This is a genomic window from Deinococcus radiotolerans, assembly GCF_014647435.1.
Classification (GTDB): Bacteria; Deinococcota; Deinococci; order Deinococcales; family Deinococcaceae; genus Deinococcus; species Deinococcus radiotolerans.
In genome coordinates this window covers 283,979-302,502 of sequence record NZ_BMPE01000002.1, presented here as the reverse complement: position 1 = coordinate 302,502, position 18,524 = coordinate 283,979, and the positions used below count along the sequence as shown (strand labels likewise).

The 18,524-nt window shown below is 71.0% G+C and carries 22 protein-coding genes, 1 tRNA gene and 1 riboswitch; of the genes, 13 read left to right on the top strand and 10 right to left on the bottom strand.

Annotated features, from left to right (window positions below):
* Positions 1–405, bottom strand: a complete 405-nt coding sequence (locus tag IEY63_RS07410) for a hypothetical protein (protein WP_229784550.1) — start codon at positions 403–405, stop codon at positions 1–3.
* A gap of 192 nt (positions 406–597) precedes the next feature.
* Here IEY63_RS07410 and IEY63_RS07405 point away from each other — a divergent pair, with 192 nt between their 5' ends.
* Both IEY63_RS07405 and IEY63_RS07400 read left to right on the top strand, forming a co-directional pair.
* The gene (locus tag IEY63_RS07405) at positions 598–1,641 is read left to right on the top strand and encodes an extracellular catalytic domain type 1 short-chain-length polyhydroxyalkanoate depolymerase (RefSeq protein ID WP_189068351.1); all 1,044 of its coding nucleotides are present in this window, start codon (positions 598–600) and stop codon (positions 1,639–1,641) included.
* Between the two features lie 36 nt (positions 1,642–1,677).
* Positions 1,678–2,559, top strand: coding sequence for a carbohydrate kinase family protein (locus tag IEY63_RS07400; RefSeq protein ID WP_189068350.1), 882 nt, complete (start codon positions 1,678–1,680; stop codon positions 2,557–2,559).
* On the opposite strand, the gene IEY63_RS07395 is transcribed toward IEY63_RS07400, so the two are convergent.
* The 5 genes from IEY63_RS07395 to IEY63_RS07375 form a co-directional block, all read right to left on the bottom strand.
* Positions 2,541–3,029: a MerR family transcriptional regulator gene (locus tag IEY63_RS07395; RefSeq protein ID WP_189068349.1), complete on the bottom strand. Its 489-nt coding sequence runs from the start codon at positions 3,027–3,029 to the stop codon at positions 2,541–2,543. The two genes, IEY63_RS07400 and IEY63_RS07395, sit on opposite strands and share 19 nt — an antisense overlap.
* Before the next feature lie 77 nt (positions 3,030–3,106).
* Entirely contained in the window at positions 3,107–4,312 is a 1,206-nt protein-coding gene (locus IEY63_RS07390; protein WP_189068348.1) for an MFS transporter, read from the bottom strand.
* Between the two features lie 113 nt (positions 4,313–4,425).
* Positions 4,426–4,965, bottom strand: coding sequence for a hypothetical protein (locus IEY63_RS07385; protein WP_189068347.1), 540 nt, complete (start codon positions 4,963–4,965; stop codon positions 4,426–4,428).
* An 85-nt stretch (positions 4,966–5,050) separates the two neighbouring features.
* Positions 5,051–5,419, bottom strand: a complete 369-nt coding sequence (locus tag IEY63_RS07380) for an MmcQ/YjbR family DNA-binding protein (RefSeq protein ID WP_189068346.1) — start codon at positions 5,417–5,419, stop codon at positions 5,051–5,053.
* Positions 5,420–5,456: 37 nt separating this feature from the next.
* The gene (locus IEY63_RS07375) at positions 5,457–5,708 is read right to left on the bottom strand and encodes a hypothetical protein (RefSeq protein WP_189068345.1); all 252 of its coding nucleotides are present in this window, start codon (positions 5,706–5,708) and stop codon (positions 5,457–5,459) included.
* Between the two features lie 71 nt (positions 5,709–5,779).
* Between IEY63_RS07375 and IEY63_RS07370 the strand changes: the two genes are divergently transcribed.
* On the top strand, positions 5,780–6,733 hold the full coding sequence (locus tag IEY63_RS07370) for a metallophosphoesterase family protein (protein WP_189068344.1): 954 nt from the start codon (positions 5,780–5,782) through the stop codon (positions 6,731–6,733).
* A gap of 55 nt (positions 6,734–6,788) precedes the next feature.
* On the opposite strand, the gene IEY63_RS07365 is transcribed toward IEY63_RS07370, so the two are convergent.
* Positions 6,789–7,367 (bottom strand): DinB family protein, encoded by a 579-nt coding sequence (locus IEY63_RS07365; protein ID WP_189068343.1) that lies wholly within the window; start codon positions 7,365–7,367, stop codon positions 6,789–6,791.
* Entirely contained in the window at positions 7,364–8,299 is a 936-nt protein-coding gene (locus IEY63_RS07360) for a tRNA dihydrouridine synthase (RefSeq protein WP_189068488.1), read from the bottom strand. The genes IEY63_RS07365 and IEY63_RS07360 overlap by 4 nt, the downstream gene beginning before the upstream one ends.
* Before the next feature lie 231 nt (positions 8,300–8,530).
* Between IEY63_RS07360 and IEY63_RS07355 the strand changes: the two genes are divergently transcribed.
* From IEY63_RS07355 to sugE, 9 genes are all read left to right on the top strand, one after another.
* Positions 8,531–9,034, top strand: a complete 504-nt coding sequence (locus IEY63_RS07355; RefSeq protein WP_189068342.1) for a GNAT family N-acetyltransferase — start codon at positions 8,531–8,533, stop codon at positions 9,032–9,034.
* A gap of 91 nt (positions 9,035–9,125) precedes the next feature.
* Positions 9,126–9,200: transfer RNA gene (locus IEY63_RS07350), tRNA-Asn, on the top strand.
* A 290-nt stretch (positions 9,201–9,490) separates the two neighbouring features.
* Positions 9,491–10,627: an ABC transporter substrate-binding protein gene (locus IEY63_RS07345; protein ID WP_189068341.1), complete on the top strand. Its 1,137-nt coding sequence runs from the start codon at positions 9,491–9,493 to the stop codon at positions 10,625–10,627.
* Positions 10,628–10,736: 109 nt separating this feature from the next.
* The gene (locus IEY63_RS07340) at positions 10,737–11,603 is read left to right on the top strand and encodes a branched-chain amino acid ABC transporter permease (protein ID WP_189068340.1); all 867 of its coding nucleotides are present in this window, start codon (positions 10,737–10,739) and stop codon (positions 11,601–11,603) included.
* Positions 11,600–12,577 (top strand): branched-chain amino acid ABC transporter permease, encoded by a 978-nt coding sequence (locus tag IEY63_RS07335; RefSeq protein WP_062159240.1) that lies wholly within the window; start codon positions 11,600–11,602, stop codon positions 12,575–12,577. The genes IEY63_RS07340 and IEY63_RS07335 overlap by 4 nt, the downstream gene beginning before the upstream one ends.
* Positions 12,570–13,376: an ABC transporter ATP-binding protein gene (locus IEY63_RS07330; protein ID WP_189068339.1), complete on the top strand. Its 807-nt coding sequence runs from the start codon at positions 12,570–12,572 to the stop codon at positions 13,374–13,376. Before IEY63_RS07335 ends, IEY63_RS07330 begins: the two co-directional genes overlap by 8 nt.
* Positions 13,369–14,076, top strand: a complete 708-nt coding sequence (locus tag IEY63_RS07325) for an ABC transporter ATP-binding protein (RefSeq protein ID WP_189068338.1) — start codon at positions 13,369–13,371, stop codon at positions 14,074–14,076. The genes IEY63_RS07330 and IEY63_RS07325 overlap by 8 nt, the downstream gene beginning before the upstream one ends.
* A gap of 70 nt (positions 14,077–14,146) precedes the next feature.
* Entirely contained in the window at positions 14,147–15,376 is a 1,230-nt protein-coding gene (locus IEY63_RS07320) for a serine hydrolase domain-containing protein (protein ID WP_189068337.1), read from the top strand.
* Between the two features lie 159 nt (positions 15,377–15,535).
* Positions 15,536–15,599: riboswitch (guanidine-III (ykkC-III) riboswitch) on the top strand.
* Between the two features lie 17 nt (positions 15,600–15,616).
* A complete protein-coding gene (gene sugE, locus IEY63_RS07315) occupies positions 15,617–15,937 on the top strand; it encodes a quaternary ammonium compound efflux SMR transporter SugE (protein WP_189068336.1) in 321 nt (106 codons plus the stop codon).
* Between the two features lie 59 nt (positions 15,938–15,996).
* On the opposite strand, the gene IEY63_RS07310 is transcribed toward sugE, so the two are convergent.
* Positions 15,997–17,082: a quinone-dependent dihydroorotate dehydrogenase gene (locus tag IEY63_RS07310; RefSeq protein WP_189068335.1), complete on the bottom strand. Its 1,086-nt coding sequence runs from the start codon at positions 17,080–17,082 to the stop codon at positions 15,997–15,999.
* Positions 17,083–17,165: 83 nt separating this feature from the next.
* Positions 17,166–17,624 (bottom strand): RrF2 family transcriptional regulator, encoded by a 459-nt coding sequence (locus tag IEY63_RS07305; protein ID WP_189068334.1) that lies wholly within the window; start codon positions 17,622–17,624, stop codon positions 17,166–17,168.
* 128 nt (positions 17,625–17,752) lie between these two features.
* On the opposite strand from IEY63_RS07305, the gene IEY63_RS07300 reads away from it, so the two are divergent.
* Positions 17,753–18,523 carry a hypothetical protein gene (locus IEY63_RS07300; RefSeq protein WP_189068333.1) on the top strand — a complete coding sequence of 257 codons (771 nt, stop codon included), beginning with the start codon at positions 17,753–17,755 and terminating at the stop codon, positions 18,521–18,523.
* The last annotated feature ends 1 nt before the right edge of the window (position 18,524 follow it).

The following is an 18,524-nucleotide window of genomic DNA, read 5'->3' as shown; positions in this document are numbered from 1 at the left end:
TCAGCCTCCTGCCAGGGCGGTCAGGCGCAGCAGCAGCAGGGTGCTGTCCGGGCGCAGGGTGACGGGGGCCGAAAGGTCGGTCAGCTGCTCGTCGTCGAGGAACACGTAGTACAGCCCGTCGCGGAAGGCGGTCAGGGCGGTGCGGGCAGCCTCGTCCGGGGTGACGGTCGCGGCGCGGTCCTGCGGGCCCACGGCCACGCGGCCGGTCAGGGCGGCGTCCGCCAGTTCCCGTTCGGTCAGGACGCGCAGGACGCCCACGCCTGATTGCCGCTCGTGGTACGCGGCCAGCTCGTGTTCGACGAGTGCGGTCAGCAGACTTTCCAGGGTGTGGGTGTCGCCGGTCAGGGCGATGGGGCGGCGTTCGAAGGGCGTGCGGCGGCCCAGGAGTTTCGTTTCGACGATCATGCGGGGGTAACCTCCCGTGGAGTGAGGCGGGGGTGGGAATGGTGCTTTGTTCACCTTCGACTCTACCCTGCCCGAGGCGTTATGTAAAGGGCGTAATTAATCGGGTGGTTTTCACCCATTGTTCTCCCGGCGTGACACCCCTCCCCTACCCTGAAGGCGTCCCACAATCCAGCCCCCCCGGAGGTCACCCCCATGCGCCCAGCCCGCACCCCCGCCCGCCGCCTGACCGGCCTGCTGTTCCCGGCCCTGCTCGCCGCCTGCGCGCCGCCCGCCGCGCCCACCCAGACCACCACCCAGACCACCACACAGTCCCCCTCTGACCCCAACCTGCACGCGCAGGCGACCGGCAGCTGGGTCAGCGGCACGTACAGCAGCGCGTACGGCGCGCGCTTCTACCGCCTGTGGGTGCCCGCCGGGTATACGGGCACGCCCCGCCCCCTGATGGTCATGCTGCACGGCTGCCTGCAGGACGGCGCCGACTTCGCCGCCGGGACCCGCATGAACACCCTGGCCGACACGCGGGGCTTCCTGGTGCTGTACCCCGAACAGGGCACGCTGTACAACAGCGCCGACTGCTGGAACTGGTACCTGCCCGGCAACCAGTACCGGGGCGCGGGCGAACCCGCCGTCATCGCCGGGATGATCGGCTGGGTGAAGAGCACCTACGCCGTGGACAGCGCCCGCGTGGCCGTCGCGGGCCTGTCCGCCGGGGCCGCCATGGCGAACATCATGGGCTGCACGTACCCCGACCTGATCCGCGGCGTGGCCAGCGTGGCGGGCGTCATGTACCAGGGCGCCACCACCGCTGCGGGCGGCGTGAACGCCATGTCGTACGGCAGCGTCTATGACCCCAACGGGCGCGGCGCCGCCTGCGCGGCCGAGATGGGCACCCGCCGCCACGCCATGCCCACCCTGGTCTTCCAGGGCAGCGCCGACCCCACCGTCAACCCCGTGAACGCCACGCAGACCCTCACGCAGTGGGCGCAGGCGAACGACCTCGCCGACGGCACCGACAACAACGACCCGGATGACACACCCGACGCTACCGTGAGCGGCACCGCCTGCCGCGCCTACACCCGCTTCGACTACCGCACCGCAGGCGGCACCACGCGGCTCCAGCGCTACTCGGTCAGCGGTATGGGGCACGCGTGGCCCGGCGGGAGCAGCGCCGGGACGTACACCGACCCCTGCGCGCCCGACGCCAGCACCCTCATCCTGAACTTCTTCGGCTTCTGAACGACGTCAACCGGGCCGTGTGCTGAACTGTGCCGCATGACCTTGCCCCTGCTGGTGTGCGGACACGCGAATGTCGAGACGGTGCTGCGTCTGGACACCCCGGCGCTGGACCCGGCGGGGAGTGTGATCCCGGACGGGCTGAGCCTGAACGTGAGCGGCGTGGGCGTGAATCTGGTGCGGGGGCTGCGCACACTGGGCAGCCCGGTGCGGCTGCTGACGCTGCTGGGTGACGACGTGGCCGGACGCGCGGTGCGCGCCGAGCTGCGCGGGTGCGACCTGCGGGTGGTGCCCGCGCAGGCGACCGCGCAGACGCTGGCCGTGACCCGCGCGGACGGCACACACGTGTTTCACCGGGATCCGAAGAACCTGCCGGACGCCCCGGCTCCGATTGAAGCCTTCCGGGCGGCGCTGCCCGGGTGCCGGGCGGCCCTGATGACGAACATCGGCTGGACGCGCGACCTGCTGCCCCTGGCGCGCGCGGCGGGCGTGCCGGTCCTGACGGACGTGCAGGAGCTGCGCGCGCCGGATCACGCCTACGATCAGCCGTATCTGCGCGGGGCGGACGTGCTGCTGCTGAGTGCCGCGCGGCTGGATGATCCGGCGGCGGCCCTGCGGGCCGTGGGGGCGCGTGCCCGCGCGGACGTGATCGTGGCCGGGCTGGGCGCAGGCGGCGCGCTGCTCTGGACGCGCGAGACCGGCGAGGTGCGGCACCAGCCGGCCTTCCCTGCCCGGGTGCAGCACGCGGGTGGCGCAGGGGACGCGCTGGCGGCGGCGTTCGCGCATTTCCTGTTCACGCGCGGCCTGCCGCCCCAGGAGGCGCTGCAGCTGGCGTGCGCCGCTGCCGCCCTGAAACTGCGCGGCGAGGGCAGTGGTGAGGGGCACGCGGCGGAGGCGGAAGTCTACGCGCGGCTGGCCTGATCTCCGTCCAGCAGTTCCCCGACGCGCACGCCGCCCAGGCGTTTTTCGACGTAGGCGAGATCCCGCTGGAGGTCGCGGCGCAGCGCGCGGGCGTCTTTCAGTTCGCGTTCGGCGGCGGCGATGCGGGCACTGAGGACCTCAAGTTGCCCGCTGAGGTCGCGGCGCAGGTCGGTCAGGGCGCCCTCCGTGAGCACCTGTCGGCCGTCCGGGTCGAGTTCGAGCGGCTGGCTGAACGTGGCCTGAATCGTGCCGAGGCTCAGGCCCAGGGCGCGCATGCGGCGGACGCGGTCCAGCCGCGCGACGTCCGCCTCGCTGTACAGGCGGTAGCGGCTGCCGGTGCGCTGCGGGGTCACGAGGCCCAGTTCCTCGTAGTACTTCAGGGTGCGCAGGGTCAGGCCCAGGCGCGTGGCGACCTCGCCCACGCGGTGGCGGGGCGTGTCGTCCGGGGGGGTGGGGTCGGTGTGGGTCACGGGTGCCTCCAGGGTAACGGCTGGGGCCGGGCGCGGCCGGAGGTCACCCCCCGCCGTCGCCCGGCCCTGGCCGGTGCTCAGTGAATGTGAGGGTCGCTGGCGCGGGCGGCGTCGATGCCGCGGGCGGCCAGGGCGGTGATGACCACGGCCAGGGCGACGGCGGCGGCGCCGAAGGCGTAGGGGACGGGCGCGCCGAGGTGTTCGGCGATCAGGCCGCTGCTGACCGGGGCGAGAGCCGCGCCGAGCCAGCGCAGGAAGTTGTAGGCGCTCGTGGCGGTGGCGCGGGGCATGTGGCTGACCTCCACACTGAGGGTGGTGAGGGTGGCGTTCATCAGGCCGAACAGGGTGCCGCTGAGGATCACGAACGTGACCTTGACGGGCACGGTGACGGGCGCGAAGCCGATCAGGACGAACAGCGCGGTCAGGCCGGCCAGGGCGCCCAGCACGACGCGGCTGGCGGGCAGGGCGTGCAGGAGGCGTTCGGCGAGGACGGTGCTGCCCAGGCCCAGCAGCAGGCCCCAGCCGAAGAACGTGAGGCCCAGGCCCAGGGTGCTCAGGTGCAGGAACAGCGGGGTGTAGCCCAGCAGCAGGAAGAAGCCGAAGTAGTACAGCAGGCCCGTGAGGCCCACGGCCAGGAAGGCGGGCTGGCGGTAGGCGCGGAACACGTCGCTGACGGGGCGGACCGGTTCACGCGCCTCGGGGACGCGGACCAGGGTGGCGACGCTGGCCAGCGCGAGCAGCATCAGGGCGGCCGCGCCGAAGAACGGGAAACGCCAGGAGTGGCTGCCCAGCAGGCCGCCCAGCAGCGGGCCCATGCTCATGCCCAGGCCGATGGCGGCCTCGTAGCGCATGATGGCTTTCTCGGCGTGGCCGATCAGGGCCAGCAGCAGCACCAGGGCGGTGGGGGTGAACAGGGCGCTGCCCAGGCCCCAGCCGCCCCGGAAGAGGGCCAGCGCGGGGATGCTGCCGCTCAGGCCGCAGGCGAGGGCGAAGGCGGCGATCAGGCCCAGGCCGATCAGGGCGACGCGGCGGCGGCCCAGCCGGGCGCCGATGTTCCCGGCGAACAGGGTCATGATGGCCATGACGCCCAGGTAGGTGGTGAACAGCAGTTCGACCTGGGTGGGGGTCGCGCCGAGCTGGTGGCCGATCTCGGGGAGGATCGGGTCGACGACGCCGACGCCCATGAAGGCGATCAGGCAGGCAGCGGTGACGGCCCAGCCGGCCAGCGTGCGGCGGGTGTCGGGTGGGGCGTCCGTGGTGGAGGTGAGAGCAGGGCTCGACATAAACCTGAACGTACGCGTATAGGTTGTGAATGTTTGTGACCTGTCCTTCCTGTTGTCCCCGGACCGGGAACGAACTGCGCAGCCTCAGCCTAAGTGCCCCCGCCCAGGGTCGCTCAGCGCTGCGGGCGACTCAGGCGGATCAGGGCCAGCTGCCCGGCAGCGAACCACGCGCACAGCAGGGTCAGCAGGGCCGCGCCGCCCACCGCCAGCAGGGTCAGTCGCGTGGATAGGGCGCGCAGCTGCGCCTGCCACGCCTGGACCTGCGCGCGGGCGTCGGCCAGGGCGGGCCACGCCGCGCGGTCCTCCAGCGCCGCGCGCCAGTCGCGGGCGGCGTCGGCGCTGCGGGTCAGGGCGCCGTCCGGGAACAGGGCCGTGAGCAGCGGCACGCGCCCGGCCGCCTCGCTGAGCGCCTCCAGGGTGCGGGCGGCCTCCAGCGCCTCGGGGCGGGCCAGGACGTCCAGCGGGGCGAGGCTCGCCTGCACGTCCGCCAGCTGCCCGTCCAGCCGCGTCAGGGTCGCCTGCGCGTCCCGCAGCGTCGCCCGCGCCGGGGCGAGGGTCGCCCAGACGCCCAGCCATGCGCCCAGCGTGAGCAGGCCCGCCAGCCACAGGCCCGTCAGGCCCAGCCGGTACGTGACGCGTGACCGGAGCCCCACGCAACTCACCCGGCGCGACCTGAGCGCCCGCCAAGGCGCCAGGACAGGCTCGGACGTTCCGCACGCGGCAGCCCGTGACCCTCCTTCACAGGCTCAGTTCCTGCCGCTGCGCGCGGGTCAGGCCCCGCACCACGAGCGCGTGACTGCCCGTGATCAGGTCGCGGATCAGCTCATCCGGAACGCGGCCGTCCAGCGTGACGGTCACCCAGTGGCGTTTGTTGAGGTGGTAGCCGGGCGTGATGGCGTCATGCGCGGCGCGCAGTTCCTCACCCCGTTCGGGCGGCACCTTCACAGACACCGTGACGGGGTCGGCCTGCACGTCCGTCAGGGCGTACATCTTCCCTGCCCCGGCCGGCCCGACCTTGAACACCAGGGTCGTCGCATCGAACGGAAAGGTCTCCTGCGAGTGCGGCAGCTGAGCGCAGTGGGCCCGCAGGTCAGTGATGGACTGCATGGCCTCAGCGTACGGCGCCAGGCCGGCCGGGGCCGCCTCAGCTATCCGTGTCCAGACCCTCGGCGTTCGCCAGGGACTCGTTCGTCTCGGCGCGGCTGGCGTCCCCGCCGCCGATCAGGGCAGTGACCTCCTGCGCGCTCAGGCCGTCCGTGCTGGGCGCAGGAACGGGAGGCGCAGCCGGAAGGTCGTCCGGCATGGGACCCTGCTCGGCGTGGGCGTCCGTCGTGCCGGGCGGCGTGTGGGGGGCCAGGGTGGGATTCACGGGGAGGGCGTCGTCGCGTTCGGTCATGCCTCAGCGTGGCGCCGCCCAAGCCGGGGCGGCTGATGATTTCCTCAAGAAGCCGTGATGAACTGCGCTGCATGTGCCGCCTCGTGTGCCTGCTGCCGCTGCTGCTCTCGGCAGCCCCCCTGCCGCCTGTTCAGCCAGTGCGGCTGGCGATCCTGGGGGACTTCAACGGACCGTACGGCAGCACCACGTACCCGGCGCCCCTGGCGCGCAGCGTGGCCCGCATCGTCAGCGAGTGGCGACCCGACGCGGTGCTCTCCCCCGGCGACCTGATCGGCGGGCAGAAGGCCAGCCTGGGGGACGCGCAGGTGCGGGCCATGTGGGCGGCGTTCGACCGGGACGTGCGCGCGCCCCTGGCAGCGGCCGGGATTCCCTTCGCATTCACGCTGGGCAACCACGACGCCAGTCCGGTCAGCCCGCGCGACCGGCGCGAGGCGGCGGCGTACTGGAAGGCGCACGTGCCGCCCCTGGCCTTCGTGGACCGCGCGGCATTCCCGTTCCGGTTCAGTTTCACGCTGGGCGGCGGGGCGCTGTTCATTGCGTCGCTGGACGCCAGTGGGCCGGACGTGACGGCCACTCAGCGCGCGTGGCTCGCGGCGCAGCTGACCTCGCCTGCTGCGCGGGCGGCGGGCGCGCGGCTGGTCGTGGGACACCTCCCGCTGGCCGGGGTGAGTGCCGAGAAGAACCGCCCGGGCGAGGTGATCCGCGACCCCGGTCCGCTGCGGCAGGTCATGGAGGCCGGGCACGTGCTGGCGTACGTGCACGGGCATCACGCGGCGTTCTACCCGGCCCGGCTGGGCCGCCTGAACGTCCTGTCGGCCGGGGGCATCGGCGGCCGGGCGTACGTGGGGCACCCGGGCACGGCGCGCAGCACGGTGACGCTGCTGACCGTGTGGCCCGCGCAGGACCGCGCGACCTTCGAGACCATGGACGCCGCGACCGGGCAGCCGGTGGAGGCGGCGAGCCTCCCGGCGCGGCTGGACGGCCTGAACGGCCCGTTGACGCGCGTCAGTGAGTTCCGCCGCTGATGCAGAACGCCGGGTCCGTAGCGTTCAGGCCGCGGTCCCGGCGGGGAGCACCGGTTTACAGATCGTCGGTGTCGTCGCTGCTGTCGTCGAGCCCGTCCGTGTCCGGCGCGCCCGCCTGCGACGGGGTGCTCTGGGGCCGCACGAAGCGCATGTAGTCCAGCCAGGGGGGCGTGTGGCCCAGCTGGCGGATCATCAGCGCGATCTGAGCGGTGTGGCGCACCTCGTGGGTCATGACGTTCCACATCAGCTGGTCCAGCGTGACCGTATCGCTGGCCGGGTCGTCCTGCACGAGCTTCACGCTGCGGTTCAGGTCGGGCTCCTGGTCCAAGAAGGCGCAGGTGCGCCGCGTGACCTCGCGGCTGTAGTCCAGAATCCAGCTCAGGTCGTACTGCTGCGCCTGGGGCCGCACCCAGTCGTGCGGGAACAGGCGCTGCACGCCGTCCCCGAGCACGATGCCGTGCACCCAGTGGTCTTCGACGTCCGTGACGTGCAGCAGCAGGTCCTTGATCGAGTGGAAGCGGTCGGCGTCCTCGATCAGGTTGCGGTCCAGATCAGCCTGCGGCAGGGCGCGCAGGAAGTTCCAGAGCTGCTCTCGCGCGGCGGTCAGGTAGGCGTAGTACTCGCGGACGTTCATGAATGACTCACAGCATACTCTCCCGGAGCGGCGTGGGTGCGGCGCTCGCCCAGCAGCGGCGCCAGGGCGCGGCGCACGTCAGCGGCCGTCAGGACCTGGGTCAGCACGTCTCGCAGTTCCGGGTGGTCCGGCAGGTACTGTGGCAGCACCTTGCGCAGCGGACGCAGGGTCAGGCGGCCCGTGTCATCGTCGTAGAACTGCTCCTGCAACTCGGCGTGCCGCAGGGCGGTGCGGGCGCGCTCGTGGGCGTCCGGGCGGGCCTCGTCTCCGGTGGCCAGGGCCCGGAAGATCCAGGGGTTGCCGACCGCGCCGCGCCCGATCATCACGGCCGCCACGCCCCGGCGCTGCCGCTCGCGGGCCACGGCGGGCGTGGTGATGTCCCCGCTGCCCACCACCGGCACGCGCACCGCTGCCGCCACGCGCGCAATCGCGTCCCAGTCGGCCTCACCGGTGTACCGCTGGGCACTGGTGCGGCCGTGCACAGTGATCAGCGCGACCCCGGCGGCCTCCAGGCCCTGCGCGACCTCCACGCTGCGGTCATGGTCCCAGCCCATGCGGATCTTCGCGCTGACGTCCAGCGTGGTCGCCGAGCGCATGGCCCGCACCAGTTCGTACGCCGTTTCCGGCGTCTGGAGCAGGCACGCGCCGCCCCGCCCGCGGATCTTCGGGACGGGGCAGCCCATGTTCAGGTCGATGGCGGCCGGGGCGAACCACGCCTCTACGCGCGCGACCGCGCCGGCCAGTACCTCGCTCTCGGCGCCGAACAGCTGCACCACGCGGTCCTGCTCGCCCGGGTAGGGGCGGCCCAGGTTGAGTTTCTCGGTGTCGCCGCCGCCCATCAGGCCGCGCGCGCTGATCATCTCACTGACGGTCCACAGCGCGCCCTGCTCCGCGGCCAGCTGCCGCATGGGCGCGTCACTGTACCCGGCCATCGGGGCGAGGACCGCGCCGGGGCGCTGCAACCGGGACTGATAGAAACCTGGACCGCTCACCCCGTCAGGGTACCCCACCCTCCCCTCCCCGCAGGGTGAAGTGGGCCTGAATTCATGAGACCTGACGTGACGTGGCAGCCGCCCCCGGCAGCGGGTATGCTCAGGGCCAGTCCGGCAACCCGCGTCCCTTAGCTGCTCGCCCACCTTCGCCGGACGGGGGAGGCTTTTCACTTGAACGTCACGCCGCTGGCGCTGCACCACGCGCCGCTGCTTCACCAGCTGTACCAGGCCGCACCCGGCTACTTCGCCCTGCTGGGCACCCGAATTCCAAATCAGAAAGACGTCGAACGCGACGTGGAAATCGCCCTTCTCGACCCCCGACGCCGCCTGGAGCTGCTGTACGACGACCGCGGGCAGCTGTTTGGCAGCCTCGACTGCAAAAGTGACTACCCCGAACCCGGGGACCTCACCATCAACCTGCTGCTCATCCGGGAGGACCGCCAGTCCCAGGGGCTGGGGGAACAGGTCGTGCGGCACCTCGAGGCGCGCGCGCCGGGCGGCACCACCCGCATCCTGGCCAGTGTCCTGGGTGAAAACCCACGCGGGGCGCGCTTCTGGGAGCGGCTGGGGTACACCTTCACCATGGACGCCCGCCCCGTCATGAGCTGGTACGCGCGGCCCCTGACCGCGCCCCGCGCGCAGCCCGTGACCGGCGTTCCCCTCGCTGGCGACTGACACTCCGCGCGCCTCCCCGGTCAGGACTTGCGCGGTCTGGGGGGGCGTGCTACTATCCCTCTCGCGCCGGAAACGGCCACAGGCTCAGTATTCGGCAGTAGCTCAGTGGCAGAGCATCCGACTGTTAATCGGACGGTCGTTGGTTCGACCCCAACCTGCCGAGCCAGATCAGAACCCCCTCCCCGGAGGGGGTTCCTTCTTATCGACCGCGCAGGCAGTGCACAGGGGCAGGCGCGGCCCCCAGCGCGCCGCGGAACTGCCAGCCGGGGCACCTGAGTGGCGGGGCACATGACAGGTGAACGTGGGGCCAGACCTGTCAGCCGCTGGGGGATGTGTGGGAAAGCGGATTGACACCCCCCGGGGGGCGTGCCAGCATGAACGGCACGCACAACTTGAACTGTGTTCAGCGAGGCCACCGGCACCGGGCCTGGGCGCGCTGAATTTGCGGGAGGTCGTATGAAGAAACGGTTCCTCTTCCCCACCCTGCTCGCCCTAGCGGGCAGCTCCGCGCTGGCCGACAAGGTCGTGAACATCGGCTTCTCCGGTCCCCTCTCGGGCGGCGCGGCCTTCTACGGCAAGGACGTCCAGAGCGGCATCGACATGGCCATTGCCGAACTGAACCGCACGGGCGTGACCGTCAAGGGCGAGAAGGTCACGTTCAAACTGGTCGCGCTGGACGACCGGTACCTGCCCAACGAGACCGCCACGAACGTCAAACGCCTCACCAGTCAGGGCATCGACGTGGTCTTCGTGCCGCACGCCGGGGGCATCCTGACCGTGCAGCCCATGACGACCCGCGACCCGGAATTCCTGCTCGTGGCGTACAGCAGCGAACCCAAGATCCTCGACGCCCGCAACCCGCTGACGTTCATGCTGCCGCCCCGCTACGACAACTACCTGCAGCCCTTCGCGGCCACGCAGATGAAAGCGTTCGGTAAGCGCCTGGGCCTGCTGGGCACGAACAGCGCGTACGGCAAGCAGTGGACGGACGCGATCAGCGACGAGTGGAAGAAGCAGGGCGGCACCGTCCTGGGGAACAACAGCGTGGACTACAACACCACGGTGGACTACTCCAGCGCCGTCACGAAGGCCCTGGCGGACAAACCCGACGTGCTGTTCATCGGCGGGCCCAGCCAGCCCACCGCGCTGGTCGTGAAGGCCGCGCGCGAGCAGGGCTTCAAGGGCGGCTTCATCGTGATGGACCAGGCGAAGTTCGAGCAGATGGATCAGGTCGTGCCGCGCAACTACCTGGACGGCAGCGTGGGCGTGCTGCCCACCAAGGAGTTCCCGGGCACGCAGGTATTCGTGACGCTGTACCAGCGCCTGTACAAGAAGGTACCCACCAGCGAGGCCGCGCTGAACTACATGGGCATGAACATCATCGCCAAGGCGATGGAACTGGCGGGCACCACCGACAACCCCGAGGCGATCCGCGCGCAGCTGGACGCCGCTGCCAAGGCCCTGCCGCAGAACAAGACGGTCTTCAAGCTGTACGGCGTGACCGACAAGGGCCACGTGGACGCGCAGTTCCTGGTGGCCAGCGTCAAGGGCGGGCAGTACACCCGCCTGCGCCTGATCAAGACCTTCAAGTAAGCGCCGGACGTCACTGGAAGAACTGATCACTGTGCGCGCCGGGCGAACGTGTGCCCGGCGCGCCGTTTCACACGGCCATTTCACACGGCCAACGGGGGAGGAACGGGTTTTGTCGACGGTGCTGCAACAACTGTTCAACGCGCTGGCGCTGGGCGGCGTGTACGCCCTGGTGGCGCTGGGACTGACGCTGGTGTACGGCGTGATGCGCGTCCCGAACTTCGCGCACGGCGGGCTGTACATGCTGGGCGCGTACCTGACGTACGCGGCGCTGACGGGCCTGAAGGTGGGGTACGTGCCCGCGCTGATCCTCTCGGCGCTGGGCGTGGCGCTGCTGGCCGCACTCATGGAACGAGTGATCTTCCACCCTCTGCGCAACGCGCCGCACGTGCATCCGATGATCGCAGCGATCGGGGTGCTGTTCTTCTTGGAGGCGCTGATCTCGCACCCGCGGGTGTTCGGGCCGGACTTCAAGCAGATCGCCGAGCCGCTGCCCGGCATCGTGAACCTGGGCGGCGTGACGCTGACGTGGCAGCGGCTGCTGATCATCGCGGCGAGCGTGCTGGTGATGCTGGGCCTGAACTACTTCCTGAAACGCACCCTGACCGGCGCGACCATCGAGGCCATGAGTCAGAATCGCGAGGGCGCGCGGCTGGTGGGCATCAACACCAACCGGGTGGGCATGCTGACCTTCGCGATCAGCGGGGCGCTCGCGGCGGTCGCGGCGAGCCTGATCGCGCCGATCAATGCGGTGACGCCCAGCATGGGTGAGGTCATGAACCTCAAGGTGTTCGCGATCATCATCCTGGGCGGCATGGGCAGCGTGCCCGGCGCGATCGTGGGCGCGTTCCTGCTGGCGTTCACGGAGGTGTTCGGCGGCTTCTACATCAGCCTGGACTTCGCGGACGTGATCGGGTTCGCCATGCTGGTGGTCGTGCTCGCGCTGCGCCCGCAGGGGCTGTTCAGGAAGGGCACGTGAGCCGCTTCGTCTGGCCCGCACTGTTCGTCCTGGCCGCCGTGGTGCCCTTCCTGCATCCCAGCGGGTACCTGCTGGACGTCGGCGTGAACATCATGATGTGGGCGGTCCTCGCGTACGGCCTGAACGTCATGCTGGGCTACACGGGCCTGCTACCGCTGGCGCACGCGGGTTTCTTCGGGATCGGGGCGTACACGACCGGCATCCTGACCCTGAAGGCCGGGTGGAGTTTCTGGCTGGCGTGGCCCGCCGGGATCGCGCTGGCCGCGCTGGCGGGGCTGCTGCTGGGGCTGGTGGCGTTCCGCACGCGCGGGGACGCCTTCTCGATCTTCACGCTGGGCGTGGGCGTGATCATCACGCTGGTGATCAACAAGTGGGACGCCCTGACCGGCGGGAACGACGGCCTGAACGGCATCGCACCCCCCGCTGGGCTGGAGGAGGCGTCGCGGGCCATCGGCCTGAAGCTGTCCGGGGGCTTCTACCTGCTGGCGCTGCTGACGCTGGCGCTGACCGTACTGATCGTGGCGCGCGCCCGCGCGAGCAGCTTCGGGCTGTCCCTGCTCGCCATCCGCGGCGGCGAGGACCTGGCCCGCAGCGCGGGCGTGAACGTGTACACCCACAAGCTGCGCGCCATGATGCTCTCCACGGCGCTGGCCGGACTGGCGGGCGGCCTGTACGCCACGTACGTGGGCTTTCTGGGCTCGGCGGTGACCGGGCCGACCACGACCTTCACGGTGCTGCTGTACCTGCTCGTCGGGGGCCTGGGCACGCTGGCCGGGCCGCTGCTGGGCACCGCACTGATCTACAGCCTCACCCAGACGCTCAAGGGGCTTCAGGACTACCAGTACATCGTGTTCGGGCCGCTGCTGGTGCTGCTCGTCATGTACGCCCCGCACGGCCTGGCGGGCCTGTGGGCGCGCCTGCGCGCCGCCCGCCCCGCCCGCGCGGCGAAGACCAAGGAGGTCAGCGGTGCTTGACGTCGAGAACCTGGGCATCCGCTTCGGCGGGCTGCACGCCGTGAGGGACGTGACGGCCAGCATCCCCGCCGGGCAGATCACCGCGATCATCGGGCCGAACGGGGCGGGCAAGAGCACCTTCTTCAACCTGATCAGCGGCTTCTACCGCCCCACCACCGGCACCATCCGTTTCCAGGGCGAGGACCTCACCCGCCGCCCCACCCACGAGGTCGTGGCGCGCGGCGTGGCCCGCACGTTCCAGACGACCACCATCTACCGAGAACTGAGCGTGCTGGAGAACGCCATGATCGGGCACCGCGTCCGCACACGCGCCGGACTGCTCGACGCGCTGCTGCGCACCCCCCGCGAACGCCAGGACGCCCGGGGCAGCCGTGACGGCGCGCTGCGCGCCCTGGAACGCGTGGGGCTCGTCCAGCAGGCGCACCTGCCCGCCGGGGCCCTGACGCAGGAAGGCCAGAAACGCGTGGGCATCGCCATGGCACTGGCCAGCGAACCGAAGCTGCTGCTGCTGGACGAACCCGCCGCCGGCATGAATCCCGAGGAGACCGTGAACCTCATGGCCCTGATCCGTGAACTCGTCGCGGGCGGCCTGACGGTCGCGCTGGTCGAGCACAAGATGAGCCTCGTGATGGGCCTCGCCGATCACATCCTGGTGCTGCATCACGGGCAGCTGATCGCGCAGGGCACCCCGGCGCAGGTCAGCCGCGACCCGGCCGTGATCGAGGCGTACCTGGGCTCGCACGCGCACGGTGGGCAGATGGGCCAGGGCGCGCAGGGCGGGGAGGCCGCGCATGCTTGAGATCCGCGACCTGACCGTCCGTTACGGCCCCTTCACGGCGCTGCACGCCCTGAACCTCAGCGTGCAGCGCGGCGAGATCGTCGTGCTGCTCGGCGCGAACGGCGCGGGCAAGAGCACCCTCTTTCGCACCCTGAGCGGCCTGCAGCGCCCCGCAGGCGGCAGCGCCACCTGGAACGGCACGAGCCTCACGACCGGCCGCCCGGAACTCAACGTGGCCAGCGGCGTCTCGCAGTGCCCCGAGGGCCGCCTGCTGTTCCCGGAACTGAGCGTCGAGAAGAACCTGCGCCTCGGCGCGTTCGTGCACCGCCGCGACCCCGCCGGGACCGCCCGCGAACTGGACCGCGCGTACGACCTCTTCCCCGCCCTGATCGAGAAACGGCACGCGCCCGCCGGGAGCCTCTCGGGCGGGCAGCAGCAGATGGTCGCCATCGCCCGCGCCCTGATGGCCCGCCCGCAACTGCTGCTGCTGGACGAACCCAGCCTGGGCCTCGCGCCGCTGGTCGTCGAGCAGGTGTTCAGCGCCGTGCAGCGCGTCAACGAGACCGGCGTGACCGTCCTGCTGGCCGAGCAGAACGCCTTCGCCGCGCTGAGCATCGCCCACCGGGGCTACGTGCTCGAGGGTGGGCGCCTGACGCTGGAGGGCACGCAGAGCGCCCTGATGACCGACGACCGCGTCCGCAGCGCCTACCTGGGCGTGTAACCTCCACCGACCAGGGCCGCCTCCGGGGACCGTGACCGGGGCGGCCCCCCGACCGCCCGCAGGAGGGCCCATGTCCACGACCACCGGTATCTCAACCGACCGCCTCCACGCCTGGGAGGCGCACGTGAAGGCCGCGTACCTCGATCCGGGCCTCCTCCCGCATGCCCTGACCGTCGTGTACCGGCGCGGCGAACTCGTCCACCAGCACGCGCAGGGTTACGCCGACGTGGAGGCCTCGCGGGCCCTGCGGGACACCGACATCTTCCGCATCTACTCCATGACCAAGCCAGTCACCAGTCTCGCGTTCATGATGCTGCTCGAGGAGGGACGGGTCACGCTGAACGACCCGGTCAGCTCGGTCATTCCCGGCTGGGCGAACCTGGGCGTGTGGGCCCAGGAGGAGGGCGGCGTGATCACGACCGAACCGCCCGCGCGGCCCATGCGCATGATTGACCTGCTGCGCCACACCTCGGGCCTGAGCTACCACATCCAGCAGGGCGGGCGGGTGGACGCCCTGTACCGCGAGCGCGGCATCGGCTCGGCAACCGACCTCGCGGGCTTCATCGACGCGCTCGCGGACGTGCCGCTGGAGCACCACCCCGGCGAGGCGTGGCACTACTCGGCCGCGACCGACGTTCTGGGCTACGTCGTGGAACGCCTCTCCGGGCAGCCCTTCGAGAACTTCGTGCGGACGCGCATCCTTGAACCTCTGGGCATGACCGACACCGACTTCTCGGTCCCGCCGGACAAGGCGGCGCGCTTCATGCCCTGCTACGTCCTGACCGGGCGGGGCCGTACGCTGTTCGACCCCGCACACGGCAGCCGGTATCTGGCGGCGCCGCGCTTCGTGTCGGGCGGCGGCGGGCTGGTCTCCACCGCCGCGGACTACCTGCGCTTCTGCCGCATGCTGCTGCGCGGCGGCGAACTGGACGGCGCGCGCATCGTGGGACCCAAGACGCTGGAACTCATGACCCGCAACCACCTGCCGGGCGGCGCGGACGTGGCCAGCCTGGCACGCTCACCCATCGCGGTATCCGCGTCGGCCAGCCGGGGGGTGGGCTTCGGGCTGGGCTTCGCCGTGACCCTCGATCCGGTGCGCGCCCAGCGGCTTGGCAACGCCGGGGACTTCTCCTGGGGCGGTGCGGCCGGCACGTACTTCTGGATCGACCCCGTGGAGGACCTGGCCGTGATCTTCATGACGCAGCAGCTCATGTCGCCGGAGCGGGTGCAGGACGACCTGCGCACCTTCGTGTACTCCGCCCTGACCGACAGCCCGACCCGGCCGCACACACTGGCCTGAACGCGACCCGGAACCCAGAGGTCAGCGGTATTCAGGTGGCCTGACAGCGGTGTTCAGGTCCATTGAGGGGCGAACAGCACGGCCCGGCACTGCCGTGACATGCTGCTCATCCTGCTCAGCTGTCCGTCGGGCACACTGATCCGCGATGGAGTCGGCTGCCCCGTGGACGCCGCTCCGCCCGGACGAGAGCACCGCCGTACCCGGTTACGACAAGACGGCGAGACACTGGAGGTGTCCCGTATGGCATGGACTCTGCTCGTCATCGCCGGACTGCTGGAAGTCGGCTGGGCCATTGGCCTGAAGTACACGGAAGGTTTCACCCGTCCCGTTCCCACCGCCCTGACCCTGCTGAGCATGGTCGCCAGCATGGGCCTGCTGGGCCTCGCCGCCAAGACCCTGCCCATCGGCACCGCGTACGGCGTGTGGGTCGGGATTGGCGCGGTGGGCGCGGCCATCCTGGGCATCGTGCTGTTCCACGAGAGCGTCACGCCCGCCCGCGTCGCGTTCATGATCCTGATGATCGTGTCCATCATCGGTCTGAAAGCCACCAGCGGCCACTGACCCACATCAGGTGAAGGGGACGGAGGATTCACTCCTCCGTCCCCTTGCCGTTCAGACGTTCAGCCCGCGGTGCCGACCGCCTCGCGGACGTGTGTGAAGCCGTCGCGGGCGAGCAGGCGCGCCAGGCCGCTGTTCAGGTCGCGGACGAGGCCGGGGCCCTCGAAGATCAGGGCGGAGTACACCTCGGTCAGGGTGGCCCCGGCGCGGATGCGGTCGTAGGCGTCCTGCGCGCTGAAGATGCCGCCCACACCCACGATGGGGACGCGCCCGCCAGTCTGCCGGTACGCGGCGCGCACGAGGTCGGTGGCGCGGCGCGTGAGGGGCCGTCCGCTCAGGCCGCCCGTTTCTTTCTGGTTGGGGTGGGTGAGGCCGTCGCGGGAGAGGGTGGTGTTGCTGATGATCAGGCCCGCCACACCTGCAGTCACGGCGGCGTCCACGCTGGCTTCGAAGTCGGCGGGGTGCAGGTCCGGGGCAAGTTTCACGAGGACCGGGGGGGCCTTCAGGGTCCGCACCCGCTGCGCCTCGACCTCCTGCAGGACCTCGCGCACCAGGGCGCCCAGGTCGTCCGCGCCCTGCAAGGCGCGCAGGCCGGGCGTGTTGGGACTGCTGACGTTCACGACGAAGGCGTCCGCGACGTCCTGGAGGGCGGCGACGCAGCGGCGATAGTCCTGCGCGGCGTCCTCGTTCGGGGTGACCTTGTTCTTCCCGATGTTCACCCAGACCGGCGCGGGCCGCGCGCCCAGTCCGCCCAGGCGGGCGTGCAGGTCGGTCATCCCGGCGTTGTTGAAGCCCATGCGGTTGATCAGCGCGCCGTCCTGCGGCAGGCGGAACAGGCGCGGGCGGTCGTTGCCGGGCTGCGGCAGGGGCGTGACGGTCCCGACCTCCAGAAAGCCGAATCCCAGCGCCGTGAATGCCGGGACGGCCACGCCGTTCTTGTCTAGTCCCGCCGCGAGGCCTACCGGGCTCGCCAAGCGCTGCCCCCAGAGGGTCTGCTCCAGCATGGGGGACGCGGGCGCCGTGACGCGCCGCGCCAGGGCGGGCCACGCGGGCACGCGGGACGCGGCGTCCATCAGGCCGATCGTGAGGTGGTGGGCGTCCTCCGCGTCCAGGCGGAACAGCAGCGGCTTGATCAGCGAACGGTACACGGTGCTCCAGCATAGGCCACACACCACCGGAGGGGGAGGACGGCAGGCCGGGCCTGTCCATCCTCCCCCTCCGGCGCGGCGCTTCAGCCCAGGTGCGGGTAGCTGGGGTCGATCTGCACGAGGCGGGCGTGCTGCTGGCGGTTGCTGTCCTCGATCAGGTCGGCCAGGGTGGTGCCGCCCAGCACGTCGCGCAGCGCGGCGTCCACGCGGTACCAGAGGTTCTGGGTGCCGCACACGTTCTGGCTGTCGCACACGTGGTCCTCCTCGACGCAGGAGACGGGGGCGATGCTGCCTTCCATGGCGGTGACGACGTCGTACGCGCTGATGTCCCGCGCGGGCCGCGCGAGGCGGTAGCCGCCGTGCGCGCCGCGGATGCTCTTGATGAAGCCCGAGCGGCGTAGGTTGCTGGCGATCTGCTCCAGGTAGTGCTGGCTGATGCCCTGGCGTTCGGCGACGTCCTTGAGGGGCACGGCGTCCCCCTCGCCACGCGCGATCTCGATCAGGGCGCGCAGGCCGTACTGTGCTTTCGTCGACACCCACATGCGGCACATTCTACCCCGCAATTCCGGGTGCAGTGTAAGGAATTCAGGAGTTCTTGAGCCGTCCCAGCAGGCAAGGGCACGTCCAGGCGAAACGCCAGCGCAACGCCCCGCCCCCTACGCTGCGGCCCATGACCCTGACCACTGCCCGCCGCGCGCTGATGGCCCTGACGCTGCTCCTGCCCCTGGGGGCGCCCGCGCACGCCGACTGCTTCCTGATCGTCTGCGGTCTGGACACCGAGGGCACCATGGCGAAGACGGGCCTGGTGGACGACCTGTACCGCGAGGTTTTCGGGCGCGGCTCGACCCTTCAGGAGCGCAGCGACTGGGCGAAGAAGGGCTTCCGGGACAGCGACCTAAGCGGCGCGCAGACCACGCAGCTGCGTGCCGCGCTGATGGCGCAGCTGCACGGGAGCGCGGCGGAACTCGCGAACGTGGTGACCCGCGTCACCCAGAGCTCCATGGGCGTGCGCCTGAGCCCCAACAACCCGTTCTTCAAGCTGCTCACGAACCTGGGTGCCCAGCCGGACAGCACCTACCGGAGCCTGGTGGCGTTCACGCGCACGTACCTGCAGGACGCTCAGGTGAGTGGCGTGCGCGCGGCCCTGATCGAGCGGGCGTACCTGGACAGCCTGGGCCGCAAGCCCAGCAGCGGGGACGCGGCGTACTGGCAGGCGCAGATCGTGCAGACCGGCGCGAACTACGCCGACGTGCTGCGCGCCGCCGAAGAGTGGGTTCTGTCGGCCGGGAACGAGGCGGAATTCGCCGCCCTGATCCGCCGGGCGTTCCAGCTGAGCGGGCGGCCCCAGCCGAGCATGGAGAAGATCGCGCAGATTCGCGTGCGCAGTGGCGCGGCCCTGCGGAGCTTTGACGGCTGGAAGACGTACATCCGGACGTTCTGAA

Coding starts and splice junctions, on each gene's coding strand:
- IEY63_RS07300 (WP_189068333.1), top strand. CDS start 17,753: ATGACCCTGACCACTGCCCGCCGCGCGCTGATGGCCCTGACGCTGCTC.
- IEY63_RS07370 (WP_189068344.1), top strand. CDS start 5,780: ATGTGCCGCCTCGTGTGCCTGCTGCCGCTGCTGCTCTCGGCAGCCCCC.
- IEY63_RS07345 (WP_189068341.1), top strand. CDS start 9,491: ATGAAGAAACGGTTCCTCTTCCCCACCCTGCTCGCCCTAGCGGGCAGC.
- IEY63_RS07320 (WP_189068337.1), top strand. CDS start 14,147: ATGTCCACGACCACCGGTATCTCAACCGACCGCCTCCACGCCTGGGAG.
- IEY63_RS07325 (WP_189068338.1), top strand. CDS start 13,369: ATGCTTGAGATCCGCGACCTGACCGTCCGTTACGGCCCCTTCACGGCG.
- IEY63_RS07410 (WP_229784550.1), bottom strand. CDS start 405: ATGATCGTCGAAACGAAACTCCTGGGCCGCCGCACGCCCTTCGAACGC.
- IEY63_RS07360 (WP_189068488.1), bottom strand. CDS start 8,299: ATGGCCGGGTACAGTGACGCGCCCATGCGGCAGCTGGCCGCGGAGCAG.
- IEY63_RS07365 (WP_189068343.1), bottom strand. CDS start 7,367: ATGAACGTCCGCGAGTACTACGCCTACCTGACCGCCGCGCGAGAGCAG.
- IEY63_RS07380 (WP_189068346.1), bottom strand. CDS start 5,419: ATGCAGTCCATCACTGACCTGCGGGCCCACTGCGCTCAGCTGCCGCAC.
- IEY63_RS07405 (WP_189068351.1), top strand. CDS start 598: ATGCGCCCAGCCCGCACCCCCGCCCGCCGCCTGACCGGCCTGCTGTTC.
- IEY63_RS07375 (WP_189068345.1), bottom strand. CDS start 5,708: ATGACCGAACGCGACGACGCCCTCCCCGTGAATCCCACCCTGGCCCCC.
- IEY63_RS07305 (WP_189068334.1), bottom strand. CDS start 17,624: ATGTGGGTGTCGACGAAAGCACAGTACGGCCTGCGCGCCCTGATCGAG.
- IEY63_RS07390 (WP_189068348.1), bottom strand. CDS start 4,312: ATGTCGAGCCCTGCTCTCACCTCCACCACGGACGCCCCACCCGACACC.
- sugE (WP_189068336.1), top strand. CDS start 15,617: ATGGCATGGACTCTGCTCGTCATCGCCGGACTGCTGGAAGTCGGCTGG.
- IEY63_RS07400 (WP_189068350.1), top strand. CDS start 1,678: ATGACCTTGCCCCTGCTGGTGTGCGGACACGCGAATGTCGAGACGGTG.